This window comes from Streptomyces orinoci, from assembly GCF_003121295.1.
GTDB lineage: Bacteria > Actinomycetota > Actinomycetes > Streptomycetales > Streptomycetaceae > Streptomyces > Streptomyces orinoci.
The window spans coordinates 316,210-330,887 of the sequence record NZ_PHNC01000006.1 but is presented as its reverse complement, the minus strand read 5'-3'; the positions used below and the strand labels follow the sequence as shown (position 1 = coordinate 330,887).

Annotated in this window: 19 protein-coding genes; 7 read left to right on the top strand and 12 right to left on the bottom strand. The window is 70.2% G+C overall.

Annotated elements, in window-relative coordinates; genetic code table 11:
* Positions 1-8 precede the first annotated feature (8 nt).
* The gene (locus CV755_RS03410) at positions 9-815 is read right to left on the bottom strand and encodes an SDR family NAD(P)-dependent oxidoreductase (RefSeq protein ID WP_109278596.1); all 807 of its coding nucleotides are present in this window, start codon (positions 813-815) and stop codon (positions 9-11) included.
* A 63-nt stretch (positions 816-878) separates the two neighbouring features.
* Between CV755_RS03410 and CV755_RS03405 the strand changes: the two genes are divergently transcribed.
* Positions 879-1,664, top strand: a complete 786-nt coding sequence (locus CV755_RS03405; RefSeq protein ID WP_109278595.1) for a helix-turn-helix domain-containing protein — start codon at positions 879-881, stop codon at positions 1,662-1,664.
* 16 nt (positions 1,665-1,680) lie between these two features.
* Here CV755_RS03405 and CV755_RS03400 read toward each other — a convergent pair whose 3' ends face one another.
* On the bottom strand, positions 1,681-2,250 hold the full coding sequence (locus CV755_RS03400; protein ID WP_109278594.1) for a TetR family transcriptional regulator: 570 nt from the start codon (positions 2,248-2,250) through the stop codon (positions 1,681-1,683).
* A gap of 83 nt (positions 2,251-2,333) precedes the next feature.
* On the opposite strand from CV755_RS03400, the gene CV755_RS03395 reads away from it, so the two are divergent.
* Positions 2,334-3,254 (top strand): NADP-dependent oxidoreductase, encoded by a 921-nt coding sequence (locus CV755_RS03395; protein ID WP_109278593.1) that lies wholly within the window; start codon positions 2,334-2,336, stop codon positions 3,252-3,254.
* A 145-nt stretch (positions 3,255-3,399) separates the two neighbouring features.
* Here the strand turns inward: CV755_RS03395 and CV755_RS03390 are convergent, their stop codons facing one another.
* Complete coding sequence (locus CV755_RS03390; RefSeq protein WP_109278592.1) at positions 3,400-3,942, bottom strand: DUF3291 domain-containing protein; 543 nt, start codon at positions 3,940-3,942, stop codon at positions 3,400-3,402.
* 498 nt (positions 3,943-4,440) lie between these two features.
* Here CV755_RS03390 and CV755_RS03385 point away from each other — a divergent pair, with 498 nt between their 5' ends.
* The 3 genes from CV755_RS03385 to CV755_RS03375 all read left to right on the top strand — a co-directional run bounded on the left by CV755_RS03385 (position 4,441) and on the right by CV755_RS03375 (position 5,813).
* Complete coding sequence (locus tag CV755_RS03385; RefSeq protein WP_109278591.1) at positions 4,441-4,857, top strand: SRPBCC family protein; 417 nt, start codon at positions 4,441-4,443, stop codon at positions 4,855-4,857.
* Complete coding sequence (locus CV755_RS03380) at positions 4,857-5,285, top strand: MarR family winged helix-turn-helix transcriptional regulator (RefSeq protein ID WP_109278590.1); 429 nt, start codon at positions 4,857-4,859, stop codon at positions 5,283-5,285. Before CV755_RS03385 ends, CV755_RS03380 begins: the two co-directional genes overlap by 1 nt.
* 318 nt (positions 5,286-5,603) lie before the next feature.
* Positions 5,604-5,813 carry a hypothetical protein gene (locus CV755_RS03375; RefSeq protein ID WP_109278589.1) on the top strand — a complete coding sequence of 70 codons (210 nt, stop codon included), beginning with the start codon at positions 5,604-5,606 and terminating at the stop codon, positions 5,811-5,813.
* A 717-nt stretch (positions 5,814-6,530) separates the two neighbouring features.
* Here CV755_RS03375 and CV755_RS34055 read toward each other — a convergent pair.
* Entirely contained in the window at positions 6,531-6,794 is a 264-nt protein-coding gene (locus tag CV755_RS34055; RefSeq protein ID WP_153068568.1) for a hypothetical protein, read from the bottom strand.
* Between the two features lie 207 nt (positions 6,795-7,001).
* On the opposite strand from CV755_RS34055, the gene CV755_RS03365 reads away from it, so the two are divergent.
* Entirely contained in the window at positions 7,002-7,553 is a 552-nt protein-coding gene (locus tag CV755_RS03365) for a sugar O-acetyltransferase (RefSeq protein WP_109278587.1), read from the top strand.
* A 107-nt stretch (positions 7,554-7,660) separates the two neighbouring features.
* Here the strand turns inward: CV755_RS03365 and CV755_RS03360 are convergent, their stop codons facing one another.
* The 3 genes from CV755_RS03360 to CV755_RS03350 form a co-directional block, all read right to left on the bottom strand.
* Complete coding sequence (locus CV755_RS03360; protein ID WP_109278586.1) at positions 7,661-7,894, bottom strand: chaplin; 234 nt, start codon at positions 7,892-7,894, stop codon at positions 7,661-7,663.
* A 174-nt stretch (positions 7,895-8,068) separates the two neighbouring features.
* Complete coding sequence (locus CV755_RS03355; RefSeq protein WP_109278585.1) at positions 8,069-8,650, bottom strand: hypothetical protein; 582 nt, start codon at positions 8,648-8,650, stop codon at positions 8,069-8,071.
* Positions 8,651-8,706: 56 nt separating this feature from the next.
* Entirely contained in the window at positions 8,707-9,528 is an 822-nt protein-coding gene (locus CV755_RS03350; RefSeq protein WP_109278584.1) for a TIGR02452 family protein, read from the bottom strand.
* A gap of 187 nt (positions 9,529-9,715) precedes the next feature.
* On the opposite strand from CV755_RS03350, the gene CV755_RS03345 reads away from it, so the two are divergent.
* Positions 9,716-10,105 carry an SSI family serine proteinase inhibitor gene (locus tag CV755_RS03345; RefSeq protein WP_109278583.1) on the top strand — a complete coding sequence of 130 codons (390 nt, stop codon included), beginning with the start codon at positions 9,716-9,718 and terminating at the stop codon, positions 10,103-10,105.
* A gap of 97 nt (positions 10,106-10,202) precedes the next feature.
* Here the strand turns inward: CV755_RS03345 and CV755_RS35050 are convergent, their stop codons facing one another.
* The 5 genes from CV755_RS35050 to CV755_RS03325 all read right to left on the bottom strand — a co-directional run bounded on the left by CV755_RS35050 (position 10,203) and on the right by CV755_RS03325 (position 14,630).
* Complete coding sequence (locus CV755_RS35050) at positions 10,203-10,367, bottom strand: hypothetical protein (protein WP_164503266.1); 165 nt, start codon at positions 10,365-10,367, stop codon at positions 10,203-10,205.
* A gap of 100 nt (positions 10,368-10,467) precedes the next feature.
* Positions 10,468-11,421 carry a cytochrome c oxidase assembly protein gene (locus tag CV755_RS03340; RefSeq protein WP_109278582.1) on the bottom strand — a complete coding sequence of 318 codons (954 nt, stop codon included), beginning with the start codon at positions 11,419-11,421 and terminating at the stop codon, positions 10,468-10,470.
* Positions 11,422-11,513: 92 nt separating this feature from the next.
* Positions 11,514-12,539 (bottom strand): 6-phosphofructokinase, encoded by a 1,026-nt coding sequence (locus CV755_RS03335; protein WP_109278581.1) that lies wholly within the window; start codon positions 12,537-12,539, stop codon positions 11,514-11,516.
* 103 nt (positions 12,540-12,642) lie between these two features.
* Positions 12,643-13,371, bottom strand: coding sequence for a type 1 glutamine amidotransferase (locus CV755_RS03330; RefSeq protein ID WP_109278580.1), 729 nt, complete (start codon positions 13,369-13,371; stop codon positions 12,643-12,645).
* Between the two features lie 20 nt (positions 13,372-13,391).
* Positions 13,392-14,630: a MurT ligase domain-containing protein gene (locus tag CV755_RS03325; protein ID WP_109278579.1), complete on the bottom strand. Its 1,239-nt coding sequence runs from the start codon at positions 14,628-14,630 to the stop codon at positions 13,392-13,394.
* Positions 14,631-14,678: the final 48 nt, after the last annotated feature.

Here is a 14,678-nt window from a genome sequence, read left to right as displayed (position 1 = left end):
GTTCACGGTCAGGCACGGGACGCGAGGTGCCGCCAGTCGTTCCATGTCTCGAGCCGCTTCCGGTAGGCCGCCTCGACAATGGGATAGGGGTAGCTGCCGAGGAAGAGCCGCAGGGGCGGTGCGTCGGTGTCCACGAGTTCGAGGACAACGGCGGCGGTGCCTCGCGCGTCCTGTGGGGTGCGGGCGGAGGCACCGGCCCGGCGTGCGGCGCGGACGGGCTCGTAGGCGGGGAGCGGCTCGGTGTGCACCGCGGAGGCCCCGGACCAGTCGGTGCCGTAGGGGCCGGGTTCGACCAGAGTCAGATGGATCCCGAAGGGGGCGATCTCCTGGGCCAGGGCCTCGCTCATCCCCTCCAGGGCCCACTTGGAGGCGTTGTACAGCCCGAGCGTGGGGAAGGCGGCAAGGCCACCGAGGCTGGAAACCTGCAGGAGGTGACCGCTGCCCTGGGCCCGCAGATACGGCAGGGCCGCCTGCGTCACCCACAAGGGGCCGAACAGGTTGGTGTCGAGCTGGGCGCGAGCCTGTTCCTCGGTGGCTTCCTCGACCATGCCGAACAGGCCGTAGCCCGCGTTGTTGACGACCACGTCCAGGCGGCCGAAGGTCTCGGCGGCCCGCCGCACAGCAGCGGTGACGGCGGTGCGGTCGGTCACGTCGAGCCTCAAGGGGAGGACATCGTCCCCATGGGCGTCCAGGAGAGGCCGCAGCGTCCTGGGGTCACGTGCGGTGGCGGCGACGCGGTCGCCGCGGCCGAGAGCGGCTTCGGCCCAGATACGGCCGAGGCCGCGGGACGCGCCGGTGATGAACCAGGTCTTCATGGCGTCGAGCCTGCGCCGTTCGCATCCCGGCAGCCAGCACCCCCGCAGGGTTACCCTCGCGGCATGGCGGCCGACAACTTTCTGGGAGACTTCCTCAAGGCCCGGCGTGGACGGGTCGCTCCGGCGGACGCGGCGGTGCCCGCCGGCGGACGTCGCCGGGTGGCGGGACTGCGCAGGGAGGAACTGGCCCGGCTCGCCGGAATCAGCGAGCCCTACCTGGTCCGGCTCGAACAGGGCATTGACCGGCATCCCTCGCCCCAGGTACTGCACTCCCTCGCGCGGGCGCTGAAGCTGGACGCCGACGCCTCCGCCCACCTGCACGCCCTCGCCGCTCCCGCCCCCGTGCCGCCGTCAGGGACCGAGGTCTCCGCGGATGTGCACCGGCTGCTCGACGCATGGACGGACCGCCCCGCGTATGTGCGCAACCGGCACTTCGATGTGCTGGCGGCGAACAAGCAGGCCCGCGCGCTCGCCCCGATGTACGAGCCCGGCAGCAACCTGGTCCGAGCGGTGTTCCTCGACCCGGCGTCCCGGCAGCTCTTCCCCGACTGGGCGGAGGTGGCAGCGCAGACCACGGCGGCCCTGCGCGCCGAAGCCGACCCACGCGACCCCAGAACCGTCCGCCTGGTCGCCGAGCTGGAGACGGACCAGGAGTTCCGTCGTCTGTGGATGCGTCATGAGACACGGCCCGCCCGGGACGAACTCAAGCGCTTTACGCACCCGGTCGTCGGCGGCCTCGCCCTGCGCAGGCAGGCGCTCACCGTCGGCGGCGCCGGGCAACAGATGATCATCGTGTATCAGGCGGCGGCCGGGAGCCCGTCCGAGACGGCCCTGGCGCGCCTTCTGTGACGCGCCGGACGTCTGCTCAGCGCATGGCTCCGGCCGCGCGTACTTCGGCGAGTGCTTGCCGTGCCAGCGGGCCGAAGCCCTCGCTGTTGCCGGTGCCGATCCACTGGTCGTAGGCGAACTCCCAGGCCAGCATGCCCAGTTGCGCGGCCACGCGCGCCGTCAGGTCCGGGACTCCGCGGCGGCCGAGGGCCTCGGTCATCGAGGCGGTGAGGCCGATCCTTTTCAGGGCTTCGCGTTCCCGCAGTTCCGTGTGGGCGTTCAGCACGGCCTGGCGCCGGCGGCTGAACTCGCGGCGGTCGGCGGTGAAGAACGTCCGGCCGAGCGCATCGAGGGCGTCCGCCACCGCGTCGAGCGGCCCGGCCGCCGGTGGTGCCGAGGCGATCCCTTCGGCGAGCAGACCGTTCATTGTGCCCCCGCCGAAGAGCACCTCGCGCTTGTCCGGGAAGTACCGGAAGAACGTGCTCTTGGTGAGCCCCGCACGCTCCGCGATCTCGATCACGGTCGTGTTTTCGTAGCCGTGCTCCTCGAAGAGGTCGAGTGCGGCGGCGGCGAGTCGTCCTGGTGCGTCGGGTTGCCAGCGAGCCATGGGGACAGACTACGGGACTTCGTCCCATCACTGGTGTACGGTCGATGAGACCAAGTCCCATCACTGTCCAGGAGAGGTCATTGATGAGTAAGGCTGTCCGTTATCAGCGGTTCGGTGGTCCCGAAGTACTCGAACTCCAGGAGATACCCGAGCCGCATGCCGCGCCGGACGAGGTTCGCGTCCGGGTCACGGCCGCCGGGCTGAATCCCATGGATTGGCAGATCACCACTCAGCCCGGCATGGCGGCGCGGTTCGGCATCACCTTGCCGGCCGGGTTCGGCAGCGACTTCGCCGGAGTGGTGGACGAGGTGGGAGCCGACGCCACGGGGTTCGCGGCCGGCGACCGGGTGTACGGGGCCGCAATTGGCCGGTCCGTCGCCGATTTTGTGCTGGTCAAGACGCCCGCGGCAACGCTCTGGCCCACCCCGGCAGGTGTCGGCGACGAAGTGGCGGCCACCCTTCCGGTGTCCGGTCTGACGGCCTCCGCCGCGCTCGATGCGATAGGGCTCCGCGCCGGGGACACCGTCCTGATCGGTGGGGCGGCGGGTGGCGTGGGCATCTTCGCCGTGCAGTTGGCGAGGCTTGCGGGTGCCCGGGTGCTGGGCACCGCCTCGGAGGGCACATTCGGGTTCCTGCGTGGGCTCGGCGCCGAACCCGTGGCCTACGGTCCTGGCCTTGCGGACCGGGTACGGGCCCTGGCGCCGGAGGGGATCACCGCCGCGACCGATCTCTTCGGAAGGGAGGCGGCCGAGACCGCGCTCAAGCTCGGCGTGGCACCCGAGCGGATCTCCGTCGTAGCCGACGGCCCCGCCCCGCCGCCCGGTGTGCGCAAGGCGGGCGCCCTTGATGCGGGGCCGGGCGCCCTGGAACGGATCGCCGGCGCGATCCATTCCGGCGAGATCACGGTGCCGATCGCGGCGACCTTCCCGGTCGAGCGGATTCGCGAAGCCGTAACGAGGCAGGCGGAGAGGCATGTTCACGGGAAAATCGTGATCGCGCTGTGAACCGGCATCGGTCACTAACCGGGGCTTCAGGGGTGAGTGCCCGTGAAACAGGGCCGTGTCCCGATCGAGTAGCGCTGCCTCGTTATCGCGCTAAGAGATCGTCTCAACTGGCCCCATCGCTGGACGAGTTGTTCGCATCCGCCGCTTATGCCCGGTCGGGCCTGCTCTTAGGGGCGGTCGGAGTTCCGTCCTCGGCGAAGGAGTCATGGAAAGTGAAGGCGTGCGGCGTGGAGCCGTGGTCGCGGAGGTGCTCCAGCCTGGAAACCCCGTCCCGCCAGGTGGGTATCACGCCATCGGAGACCCACCAGAACACGTAATTGGGGTGCCCCGTCCGCTCGAACCAGTCGTAACGCCTGTTCAGCGCCGTACGGTGCAGACCGGTGTAGACGGCGTCGAAGGCGGGGCGCAGGCCGGTCCAGAGCGAGAGGGTCGTGGCCAGGGCCGTGGTTTCCCGCGTACGGCCCTTGTCGTACCAGGCCGGTACGGCGAACTCCCCCCAAGCACCCCAGTCCGCCCCGAAGAACATGCCCCGCTCACCGTCCGCCGCTTCCGCGTGCGCAAGGAATCCGGGGTGCTGACTGAACGTCCGGTAGACAGCCTCGCCAATCTCGTAGAACTCCTCGGTGAGAGGTGCGGGATCGGCAAGAGGCGACTTCAGGACACCAAATGTGTACAGCGCAAGTTGCATACAACTCTCCCTGGTTGAGGGTGCCTGGGGTGGACGGCCGTCCCGTTGTCCCATCGCGGGTGGCTCAGTCCGAAGGAAATCCCGTGCGCCCGTGGGCGATCGCCGAAGACCAGGTGAAGGTAGCCGCTTCCGCGGGCCCTGTCGAAGTTGCGTTTTCCCCGCACAAATGGCTTCTCGCGCCGGGCCTCACGGCGGTGGCGATCAGCCGGCCGCCCCGGGGACTCATACGCCGCGAGCCCCTTGATGACGAAGGACAGGCCGGCGGCAAAGGCCTGATCGCGGTTGGCGGGCAATCGGCCCGCCACCGCAGGTGGTTGGGATACCAGCCGGGGGCGATCCAAGGGCGACACGGCTGCGGAAGTCCTTCCGGGGTTGACCGGGGCGGCATACCAGCAGGACCGGATGGGCCGGGCGGACCGAGGGAGGGTCGCCCCTGGACATTTGATCTGTGCGTAGATAATCTCTGGGCACAGTAACTGCTCAACGGGAGGTCACCCCATGTGGACGTACGAGCACAGCATCGAGACCGACGCCGCACCCGAGGCGATCTGGCGCCTGTGGGCCGACGTTGAGAACTGGGGGACTTGGAACGCCGATATTGCGAGCATCCAGATCAGCGGCCCGTTCGCGGCAGGCACTGAGATTGTGATGGCCCCGGCCGGGCAGGACCCGGTTCACCTGCTCATCGCCGAGGTCACCGTCGGCGAACTGTTTGTGGACGAGGCCCGGATCGACGGACTTGTCCTGCGTACCATCCACCGGCTCGACCAGGGCGAGCGACTCCGCACGCGGGTCACGTACCGGATGGAGATCACCGGCACCGACTCCGGCCAACTCGGCCCGCAGATCGGTCCAGCCGTCACCGCGGACTGGCCCGAGACCATGGCCGCCCTGGTCAAGCTTGCGCACGGCTGATGGCGCTCAGCCCCGGTGACAGCCCCGGATTCCTCCTCTGGCATGCCACGCTGCGCTGGCAGCGCGACATCGCCGCAGCCCTGGGGCCCCTCGACCTCACCCACGTCCAGTTCGTCCTGCTCGCCTGCACCTGGTGGCTCAATACTCACGGCCAGCAGCCCAACCAGCTGACCCTGGCCCGCCAAGCCGGCACCGACGTCAAGATGACCTCGCAGGTCCTGCGCGCCCTGGAAGCCAAGGGATTGATCACGCGTGAGGTCGATCCCGACGACACCCGCGCCAAACGACTGCGTGCCACCAAAGCCGGCGCCGAACTGGCCCCACGCGCGATCGCCGCCGTCGAGAGCGTTGACGCACACTTCTTCCAGCCGGTGGCCCGAGACGACGCGCTGTCCCTGCTGCGCCGCCTGGCCTGTCTCGAAACCTGAAAACTGTCAACGCGGTTGCCGTCGGCCCCGGAAGAAGGCCGGCCGACGGCGACCCTGAGCGGTCGGCCAAACCCCCTAGGAACAGCGACACTGCCGTGCCGGACCTGGCGAAACCGGTTCGCCGACCGGCGCTTGGCCCGCCTGGCGGACCGCAGGCTACGGGCCTTTGTAACTGCCGGTGGACGTACGGCCGTTCGCCGACGCGTACTATCGCGACGCCCGGAGCTGGGCCACGGTACGGTGGGAATGGCGGGCCGTGGAGCGGGAGTTCGGCGCCTTCGAGGGCGCGAGGGGCCAAAGCTTGCCGTTCCGGCGCTGGTGGTCACCGCGGGACGTACCGCCCGGCAGTGTCCGGTCTGTGCCGAGCTGTACCGGGAACTGGCCGCGGCGGCGCTCTTGGGCGAGCTGCGTCTGATGGAGGGAGCGGACCATCATGGAGTGCTGACCGATCGCCGCCACGCGGCTGCGCTGGCCCGGTTGATCAGGGAGTTTCTGGCGGAGGTCGCCAGCGACGCCCCGGCGTTGTGACCTTGTGGGCGGGACGGCGGGGGCAGCCGTGGTCACCGTGGCGGAGGCCTGGCCGGGCGCCACCCTGCTCAGCCAGCACCCCAACCGGCTCTTCGACCGGCTGAGAAGACTTGACCCGTTCGGCATCCTGCTACCCGACTGGCGGTTCTTCGCCCCGGAACCGGCCCGGCACGATGTGCACTTGCTGCACCGGGTGCTCACCGCGGACCGGGAGCGTTCCGCCTGGGCGGAGACCAACCGCATCCGTGAGCGTGACTGGCGTCAGGCCGTATGGTTCCCGGAACGGCGCCGCGACAAGGCGCTGTTCGACCTCGCCCATCAGCTGATCCCGCATCTGGCGACGTCGGCCGATGTGACGGAGCTGCCCGTCTACCGGGTGCTGCGGGAGTATGTGGCCGCTGTGGTGCGAGGCCACCATGCGGGCGGGCCGTGCCCACGGGGTTCCAGTTTGTTCTGGTGCGCGGTGGTGGGTACGACGAGGCGGTGGAACCGGAGTATGACCTGGTTTCGCCGTATCACTCGCTGGGAGCGTGAGGTGCCGGGCATGCGGGTGCCATCTCCGGGCCGGCCTCGCCCAGGGGCGGGGCCGCCGAGCGACCTGCGAGATCACCATCCCGCCGCTAGGCGGGCGTTGCGCTTCGGTTACGTGGGCGGCCCGCGCGACGTGAACTCCTGCGCACCCACGGGACCACCAGTTGGAGCTGACCGGTCCGTTCGTCAGATGCTCAGCCGGAGGCGGTTGAGGTCGCCGGAGTGCTCTGCCATGACGATGGTGGCCGAGTTGTCAGCGGTGCGGAGGGTGAAACAAGGATCGGTGTTGAGGAGCAGTTGTAGGTGCTCGCATTGGTCAGGGCCGATTGGTGGTGAGACAGCGGCGTCCCAGTGGCCGTCGGGTGCTGCAGCGACCTTGACCGGTATGCGCGCCAGACAAGTGGTGCTGTTGGCCCACCATTCGAGGTGGGCCTCTTCTCTGTGTTCCATGTCGCTACCTTCTCAGGGATTGCTGCGGGAATGTGTTGGTGTCCACCTTCCCGCTGATCGCGTCCGCCTGGACCCGGGCCGGCCGGCCGCAAGCCGGGACAGTTCGGCCTGGGTCGCCTGCCGGAATGGTGTCTGCCCAGGGCGCGAGGCGAGATGAGTGTTGAATGGCCATTCCCGTTATGGCCAAGCCGCGCTGAGGAGAGCCGCATGGGCGAGAACAAGGAACGCATGCTGGCCGGTGACTGGTATCTGCCGGATGATCCCGAGCTCAGGGATGACACCCAGCGGCGGATCCGGCTCTGTGACGCCTATAACGCGCCCGGCGCCGGTCAACCACGCCAGGTATTGGAGGAGTTGCTGGGGGCGGTGGGTGAAGGGGTGCGGATCCGGGCGCCGTTCTTCTGTGATTACGGGTTTGGGATCAGCATCGGCGCCGGGACCTTCGTCAACTTCGGGGGTGTCTTCCTGGATGCCGCGCCCATCACCATCGGGCGCGATGTGCAGATCGGCCCCCATGTGCAGCTGCTGACCCCCTCGCATGCCCTGGACGCCGGGCGGCGCCGGGACGGTTGGGAGCGGGCGGAGCCGGTGGTGGTCGGGGACAATGTCTGGCTCGGGGGCGGGGTGATCGTCTGCCCTGGGGTCACCATCGGGGAGAACACGGTGGTGGGGGCCGGTGCCGTGGTGACCCGGGATCTGCCGGCCGGGGTGCTGGCGGTGGGCAATCCGGCCCGGGTGGTAAGGGAGTTGCCGCAGTAGGCGCGAGGAGCCGTGTGCCCCGGGTGGGGAGAGCCCGGGAGCACACGGCCTGCGCGCAGGGACGATTCGTCACCCGCGGCGCCCTCGGCGGCTGGAACCGGGGCCGGTTACTGGTTGATCAGGGTGTTGCCGTGCGAGAGGTTGCCGATACCGACGACCGAGATCACATTGCCGCCGACATTGGGGGAGACGCGCGGCGCGACCTGGACCACATTCCCGGCCGCGACGCCCGGGGACTTCTCGGTGGTGCCATGGGCCTGGTCGGCGGTGGCGGCGGCGGCTCCGGCGCCAAGGGCGGCGGCGGCCATCACGGTCACTGCGGTGGCGTTGCGGATGCTCATTGCTCTCTCCATGGTGATTGGGGGGATTGGGGGAGCCAGGCAAAAGCTCTGGCAAGAGAGAGTCTTGCGTATGAAAAACCGTTGTTGGGATGGATGGCTGTATGTTCATCCTCTCCGGCGACGGCGTGCTGGGCGCTGACCCCTTGTGGGTATGGAGGGGGCGGCGCAACGCCGTTAATCCTCGGGGGAGTTGTCGTCAGGAGCGCGGAAGTCCCGGGCCTTGATCTTGGCCATGCGGCCGTCGGGGTGGTGGAAGACGATGCCCTCGCAGCCGTCCAGCGCATGCATCGCCCGGACGCGGTCCCTTATGGCGGCGAAGGTGCGGTCGGGCAGGGCGTACTCCTCGGCCGTCGCATGGGCGATCAGGCGGTGGCCCTCGGCCCGCTCGGGATTGCCGTTGATCTTCGGGCCCACCAGCTCATAGCTGCCGGGTGCCGGTGAACCGCCGTGCCGCGCAAGGGCTTCGGCGTGAAAGCGGGCGAAGGAGGAACGGGCGATGGGCTCCCAGCCGACCGTCTTGCCGGTGACCTCGTCCGTCTCCACCGGCCGGTAGTCCGGCGGCGGGGTCTTGCCGGGCTTCACCTCACGCCGCGCCCACCACAGCCCCGCCTCGTCCAGCAGCACGCAGGTGCCGTCGTACTTCCGGGTGGCCGTGCCCTCACCCTCAACCACCCACTCACAGCCGGGAGTCACCTCGGGCAGGACCTGGCGGCGGTCGTCGGGGTCACGGCGGAAGAGCGTGGGGATCTTACGCATCGGCGGGTGGCTCCTGGGGGCAGTGAGGATCAGCAGGACCAGTGGGCGAGGGCCGATCAGCGGCCGGGGAAAGCCGAGTTGAAGGCCGTCCGGGCGGGGGAGCCGGGGTGGCGGTCCAGGATGGCGAAGACGACCCGGGCAAAACGGTTGGTGAAGCGGCCGGAGCCGGTGAGGTGGTGGGCGAAGGCGGCCGCCACCTGGGCCGGGTCATTGCGGAAGACGCCGCAGCCCCAGGCGCCCAGCACCAGTTGGCGGTAGTCGTGCAGCGCGGCAACCTCCAGCACGCGCTCCGCCCGAGCGGTCAGTGCGGCCGGGACGCGGGCGGCCGACTCCGGCGTGCGCTGGGCGATCACGCCCGCGTTGGGGGCGGCACAGGCCAGGAAGCCCGCCGAGCAGGGGAGTTCGAGCAGGTCGCCGTGGTCGTCGCGGAAGACGGGGACCTCGGGGCAGTGGATGACGCGGTCGCTGTAGAAGGGCGAGGGGTCGGCCCGGTGGGCGGCGTAGAACTCCGGGGCCCGGCGCAGACAGGCGTACAGCGCCGAGCCCCGGCACAGCGCCTCCTCCTGGGCCTGGGCGCCATTGAGGTAGCCGCCGCCGGGGTTGCGGGCGGAGGCGAAGTCCAGCACTGCCACCGGGCCGTCGGCGGACAGCCGGCGGGCCGCCGCCAGGCTGCCCTCGCCGGTCACCTCGAAGACGGTCGCCGGGCCGGGTGCCCGGTGCGGTACGGGCACGGGAGCGGGCCCGTACAACCGCGTGCCGCGCTTGGCGCGGTCCACGGCCTCCGCGATCTCCACCCTCCGCCCGCCGGGGGCGGTGTAGTGCCCGGCCGCCACGGCCCGTTCCGTGTGCTGGGCGATCCCGCGCAGGCGCGCGCTCATCGGTCGTTCCTTGTCACGGGCACCGACCCTAGGACGGCCGGGGCCTGGGCGGCCACGGATTTTCGGGCGGTGAGCAGGGCCGTTCGAGTGGCCGCCGGGCGCCGCCCGGGCGATGGGCCGGTGCGGTGACTTGTCGTGCGGAGGGGGAGCGCGGTGCCCTGACGCGATTGAACACAGGAGGCAGAAGATGTCGGTACGTTGCACGGTGGCCGCGGCGGCGGCCGCCACCGTCCTGCTCGCCCCGGCCCCGCCCTCGGCCGCCGCCGAACAGGAGCGGGGCAGTCTCTTCCTGACCGTCTCAGGCGCCGGGAACACCTGGATCCGCGGGCTCCGGCTGGTGTGCCCCAGCCCGGGCCGCAGCCACCACCCGCATGCCGCCGAAGCCTGTGCCGGGCTGTCCGCCGCGCATGGCCGGCTGGACGCCCTGACCGGCGACCGGCAGCTGTGCACCAAGGAGTACGACCCGGTCACCGCCACCGCCGACGGCGACTGGCAGGGGATGGTGGTGCACTGGCGCAAGGACTATCCCAACGCCTGCCTGCTGGACGCGGCGACCGGGACGGTCTTCCGCTTCTAGGAGACTTCCAGGCACTTCCAGGGGTGCCCGGCGGCGGGGCCCCGTCGGGCGGTCACCCCGCGCGGAGCGGCACCTCACCCCGCGCGGAGCGCTCAGCTCACCCCGAGGGCCGCTGGGCCACCAGCGCCCCTATGGTCGTCAGCATCAGCACCACCCAGCTGAACCAGAGCCAGCCGTTGCTGCCCATCGCGACCGTATAGGCGGTCACCAGCAGCAGACCGCCGATCGTCAGCCATGCCATCGCCTTTGTCGAGCCGGGCATCGAGCACCTCCTGGGGGGAACATATGCGCGGACCGCGGCCTGGAGACATGGTCTCCCGGCCGCGGTCCGTCCCGCCATAGCGCTCAGGGGGCGAACGGCGTCACCGTCCGCGCGCCTGGAGTGAGGCCAGATAGGCGTTGTATGCCGCCAACTCCTGGTCACCGTTGCGCTCCTCGGCGCGGTCGGAGCGCTTGGCCTGGCGCTGTTCGGAGCGGTACCACTGGTAGACCAGCGCCAGCAGTACCAGCACCGAGGGGATCTCACTGAACGCCCAGGCGATGCCGCCGCCCGCCTTCTGGTCGTCCAGCGCGTCTATGCCCAGCGAGGCCATGGGGTGCCGGTAGGTGCCGATCATCGGCTCGGTGGCCATCATCAGCGCGATGCCGAAGAACGCATGGAAGGGCATCCCCGCGAACAGCTCCAGCATCCGCATCACATAGCCGGGGCGGTGCGGGCCCGGGTCCACGCCCATGATGGGCCAGAAGAAGACCAGGCCCACCGCCAGGAAGTGCACCATCATCGCGATATGCCCGGCCCGGCTCTCCATCAGGAAGTCGAAGATCGGGGTGAAGTAGAGGCCGTAGAGGCTGGCGATGAACAGCGGGATGGTGAACGCCGGATGCGTGATGATGCGCATATACCGGCTGTGCAGCAGCTTCACCAGCAGCTCACGGGGGCCGGTGCGGCCGCGGCCGGCGGCCGGCAGGGCACGCAGCGTCAGGGTCACCGGGGCGCCCAGCAGGAGCAGGATCGGCGACAGCATGCTGATCACCATGTGCTGCACCATATGGACGCTAAACATCACCATGCCGTAGTCATTGAGCTTGGTGCACATCACCAGCCAGATGGTCGCCACGCCCAGGAAGAAGGCCACCACCCGGCCGATGGGCCACTTGTCCCCGCGCCGCCACAGCCGCACCACGGCCCAGCCGTACAGGGCCAGCCCCAGCAGGCAGCCGATCATGAAGAACGGGTCGCCGCTGAATTCCAGGCCCCGTCCCAGCGTGAACGGCGGCATGTCCATCATCATGCCGTGATGCCCGCTGTGATCCATCCACTCTCTCCCAATTCGGACCAATACCGCCTGGACCAGAGTAGAGGCGCCCTTGGGCCGGGCCGCGGCCGGGGGCGTTGATCAACGAGCGGTCACAGGACGCACCCGGCCTCGTCATAGCGCTCATGCGGCACCGTCTTCAGCCGCTCCACGGCCTCGGCCAGCGGCACCAGGGTGATCCGGGTGCCGCGCAGCGCCGTCATCATCCCAAAGGCGCCCGAGTGCGCCGCCTCCACCGCGTGCCAGCCGAAGCGGGTGGCCAGCACCCTGTCGTACGCGGTGGGCGTACCGCCGCGCTGCACATGGCCCAGGATCACCGGGCGGGCCTCCTTCGCCAGCCGCCGCTCCAGCTCTACGGCCAGCTGACGGGCGATCCCGGCGAAGCGCTCATGCCCATAGACATCGGTGCCGCCGGTCTCGAAGGCCATCGAGCCCGGACGCGGCTTGGCGCCCTCGGCCGCCACCACGATGGCGAACCGCTTGCCCGCGGCGAAGCGCTTGCCCACCACGGCGGTCAACTCATCGATGCAGAAGGGGCGTTCGGGCACCACAATGGCGTGGGCGCCGGCCGCCATCCCGGAGTGCAGGGCGATCCAGCCGGTGTGCCGGCCCATCACCTCCACGATCAGCACCCGCTGATGCGACTCGGCGGTGGTCTTCAGCCGGTCCAGGGCCTCGGTGGCCACCCCCACCGCGGTGTCGAAGCCAAAGGTGACATCGGTGGACGCTATGTCGTTGTCGATGGTCTTGGGCACGCCCACGATGGGCAGACCGGCGTCCGACAGCAGCCGGGCGGCCTTGAGGGTGCCCTCGCCGCCGATCGGGATCACCGCGTCCAGGCCCAGCTTGGCGACATGGGAACGGGCCCGCTCCACGCCATCCCGCAGCTGTTCGGGCCGTACCCGGGAGGAGCCCAGGATGGTGCCACCGGTGGCCAGGATGCCGGCCACCGCCTCCAGGTCCAGCGGGCGGTGGTCGCCTTCCAGCAGACCGCGCCAGCCGTCGTGGAAGCCGATGACCTCATCGCCGTGATCGACGACCGCGCGGTGCACAACGGAACGGATGACGGCGTTGAGCCCGGGGCAGTCGCCGCCGGAGGTGAGCACACCGATGCGCATAACAGGGAAAACCTTCGCAACAGGGCCTGCTACCGGACCCCGTCGTCCGGCCGGATCCCCGCCACCCTACTAAGGGCAGGGCGGCGGGGGAGCCGGGCGTCCGTCAGGCGGACTGGGTGGCGGCGGCGATCCGCTCATTGCGCAGCGCCTCGTACCAGCGGTCGTCCACCGGCGGCAGGGCGTTGACGTCCAGCGCCAGCTTCAGCAGCAGGTCGGCGATGTGCGGGTTGCGCGCCATCACCGGGCCGTGCATATAGGTGCCGAAGACCGTGTCGTTGAACGCGCCCTCGGTGCCGTCGCCGGTGCCATTGCCCTTGCCGTAGCGGACCCGGGCGAAGGGACGGGCGGTGGGACCGAGGTGGGTGATGCCCTGGTGGTTCTCGAAGCCGGTCAGCGGGGGCAGGCCCAGCTGGGGGTCGATATCGCCCAGGACATCGCCGACGCAGCGCTCGCCCTCGCCCCGGGTGCTGATCACATCCAGCAGGCCCAGGCCCTGCTCGCGCTGGCCCAGGTCATTGATGAACTCATGGCCCAGGATCTGGTAGCCGGCGCAGACCGAGAAGACGATGGCGCCATTGGCCACCGCCCGGTTCAGCCCGCCGTCCCGGCGCAGCCGCTCGGCGGCCAGCCGCTGCGGACGGTCCTCGCCGCCGCCGATCAGATAGATGTCCCCGGAGGTGGGGATCTGCTGGTCGGAGCGGACGTCCAGGCGCTGGACGTCCAGGCGGCGCTGGCGGGCCCGCCGCTCCAGGACCAGGACATTGCCCTGGTCGCCATAGGTGCTGAGCAGGTCCGGGTAGACCCACACCACACGCAGACTGTTCTGGCTCATGCTGGTGATTCTCCTGAGCTTCAGTTGCCGACGCGGCGGCGGAGGTCCTGGAACGCGGTGTAGTTGGCGATGACCTCGATCCGCCCGGGCGGGGCGGCCTGTACGGCCTCGTCCACGGTGTCGCAGACCCGGAAGTCCAGGCCCGCCACCTCCAGGCGGACCGCCAGGTCCAGCCTGCGGTCACCGATGACGAAGATCGGGTGCCCGGCCAGCCGCGGGTAGTCCACGTCCCACAGCCAGGAGGTGTCGGTGCCGTCCGCGCCCCGGGCGTTGACCGACAGCAGCACCGGCGCGGGCGGGCCGTCGATCAGCGAGAAGGTCTCCAGCCAGCCGGCCGGGTTCTTGGCCAGCAGCAGCCGCAGCTCGCGGCCCATGAAGTTCACCACGTCATAGCGGCCGGCGACCGCCTGGACCTGGTACATCCGCTCCAGCGCCACCTGCGGCGGCACCCCGAAGGTGGCGGCCACCGCGGCCGAGGTGGTGGCGTTGGCCTTATTGGCCCGGCCCGGCAGCTGCAGATGGATCGGCCAGGCCGAGCCATGCGGGTCCAGCACATAGTCGCCGGACAGCGCCCAGCTGGGGGTGGGCCGGCGGAAACCGCACTCGCCACAGAACCAGTCGTCGCCCGGGCGCTGCATCACACCGCCACAGGCGGGGCAGGACCAGGCGTCGTCCTTCCACTCCTGGCCGGCCGCCACCCACACCACATTGGAGCAGGACGAGGCCGCCCAGACGATCAGCGGGTCGTCGGCGTTGGCGATGATCACCGCCTTGGTGCCGGTAAGCCCCTCACGCCACTTCTCGGCCAGCATCCGGGTCTCCGCGGCCCGGTCCAGCTGGTCGCGGGAGAGGTTGAGCAGCGCTATGGCCTTGGGCGATACATCGCGGGCGACCATGGCCAGGTACTTCTCGTCCACCTCGATCACGCCATAGCGCGCGTCCGAACCGCCGGCCAGGGCGGAGGTGATGCCCGCGGGCATGTTCGCGCCCAGTGCATTGGACACCACCGGGCCGCTGGCGCGCAGCGCCTCGGCGATCAGCCGGGTCGTGGTCGTCTTGCCGTTGGTGGCCGAGACCAGGACCACGTCGAGGTGGGTCGCCAGCCGGGCCAGCAGATCGGGGTCGAGCTTGAGGGCGACCTTGCCACCGATCACCGATCCGCTGCCGCGCCCCGCGGCCCGCGAGACCGCCGCGGCTGCCTTGCCGGCCGTCACGGCCAGCTTGGCGCGCGGCGACAGCGGCCCAGTGTTGCCTGCCATCGTCCTAGATCCTCCTTGCATCCGGCGCCGAGCCTGTCCTGGTCCGTA

Bases quoted from the DNA above. Each gene is read 5' to 3' on its own strand.
- CV755_RS03325 (WP_109278579.1), bottom strand. From the start codon at position 14,630: ATGGCAGGCAACACTGGGCCGCTGTCGCCGCGCGCCAAGCTGGCCGTG.
- CV755_RS03385 (WP_109278591.1), top strand. From the start codon at position 4,441: ATGTGGACGTACGAGCACAGCATCGAGACCGACGCCGCACCCGAGGCG.
- CV755_RS35050 (WP_164503266.1), bottom strand. From the start codon at position 10,367: ATGCCCGGCTCGACAAAGGCGATGGCATGGCTGACGATCGGCGGTCTG.
- CV755_RS03400 (WP_109278594.1), bottom strand. From the start codon at position 2,250: ATGGCTCGCTGGCAACCCGACGCACCAGGACGACTCGCCGCCGCCGCA.
- CV755_RS03360 (WP_109278586.1), bottom strand. From the start codon at position 7,894: ATGAGCATCCGCAACGCCACCGCAGTGACCGTGATGGCCGCCGCCGCC.
- CV755_RS03390 (WP_109278592.1), bottom strand. From the start codon at position 3,942: ATGCAACTTGCGCTGTACACATTTGGTGTCCTGAAGTCGCCTCTTGCC.
- CV755_RS03380 (WP_109278590.1), top strand. From the start codon at position 4,857: ATGGCGCTCAGCCCCGGTGACAGCCCCGGATTCCTCCTCTGGCATGCC.
- CV755_RS03410 (WP_109278596.1), bottom strand. From the start codon at position 815: ATGAAGACCTGGTTCATCACCGGCGCGTCCCGCGGCCTCGGCCGTATC.
- CV755_RS03330 (WP_109278580.1), bottom strand. From the start codon at position 13,371: ATGAGCCAGAACAGTCTGCGTGTGGTGTGGGTCTACCCGGACCTGCTC.
- CV755_RS03355 (WP_109278585.1), bottom strand. From the start codon at position 8,650: ATGCGTAAGATCCCCACGCTCTTCCGCCGTGACCCCGACGACCGCCGC.
- CV755_RS03350 (WP_109278584.1), bottom strand. From the start codon at position 9,528: ATGAGCGCGCGCCTGCGCGGGATCGCCCAGCACACGGAACGGGCCGTG.
- CV755_RS03405 (WP_109278595.1), top strand. From the start codon at position 879: ATGGCGGCCGACAACTTTCTGGGAGACTTCCTCAAGGCCCGGCGTGGA.
- CV755_RS03345 (WP_109278583.1), top strand. From the start codon at position 9,716: ATGTCGGTACGTTGCACGGTGGCCGCGGCGGCGGCCGCCACCGTCCTG.
- CV755_RS03335 (WP_109278581.1), bottom strand. From the start codon at position 12,539: ATGCGCATCGGTGTGCTCACCTCCGGCGGCGACTGCCCCGGGCTCAAC.
- CV755_RS34055 (WP_153068568.1), bottom strand. From the start codon at position 6,794: ATGGAACACAGAGAAGAGGCCCACCTCGAATGGTGGGCCAACAGCACC.
- CV755_RS03365 (WP_109278587.1), top strand. From the start codon at position 7,002: ATGGGCGAGAACAAGGAACGCATGCTGGCCGGTGACTGGTATCTGCCG.
- CV755_RS03340 (WP_109278582.1), bottom strand. From the start codon at position 11,421: ATGGATCACAGCGGGCATCACGGCATGATGATGGACATGCCGCCGTTC.
- CV755_RS03395 (WP_109278593.1), top strand. From the start codon at position 2,334: ATGAGTAAGGCTGTCCGTTATCAGCGGTTCGGTGGTCCCGAAGTACTC.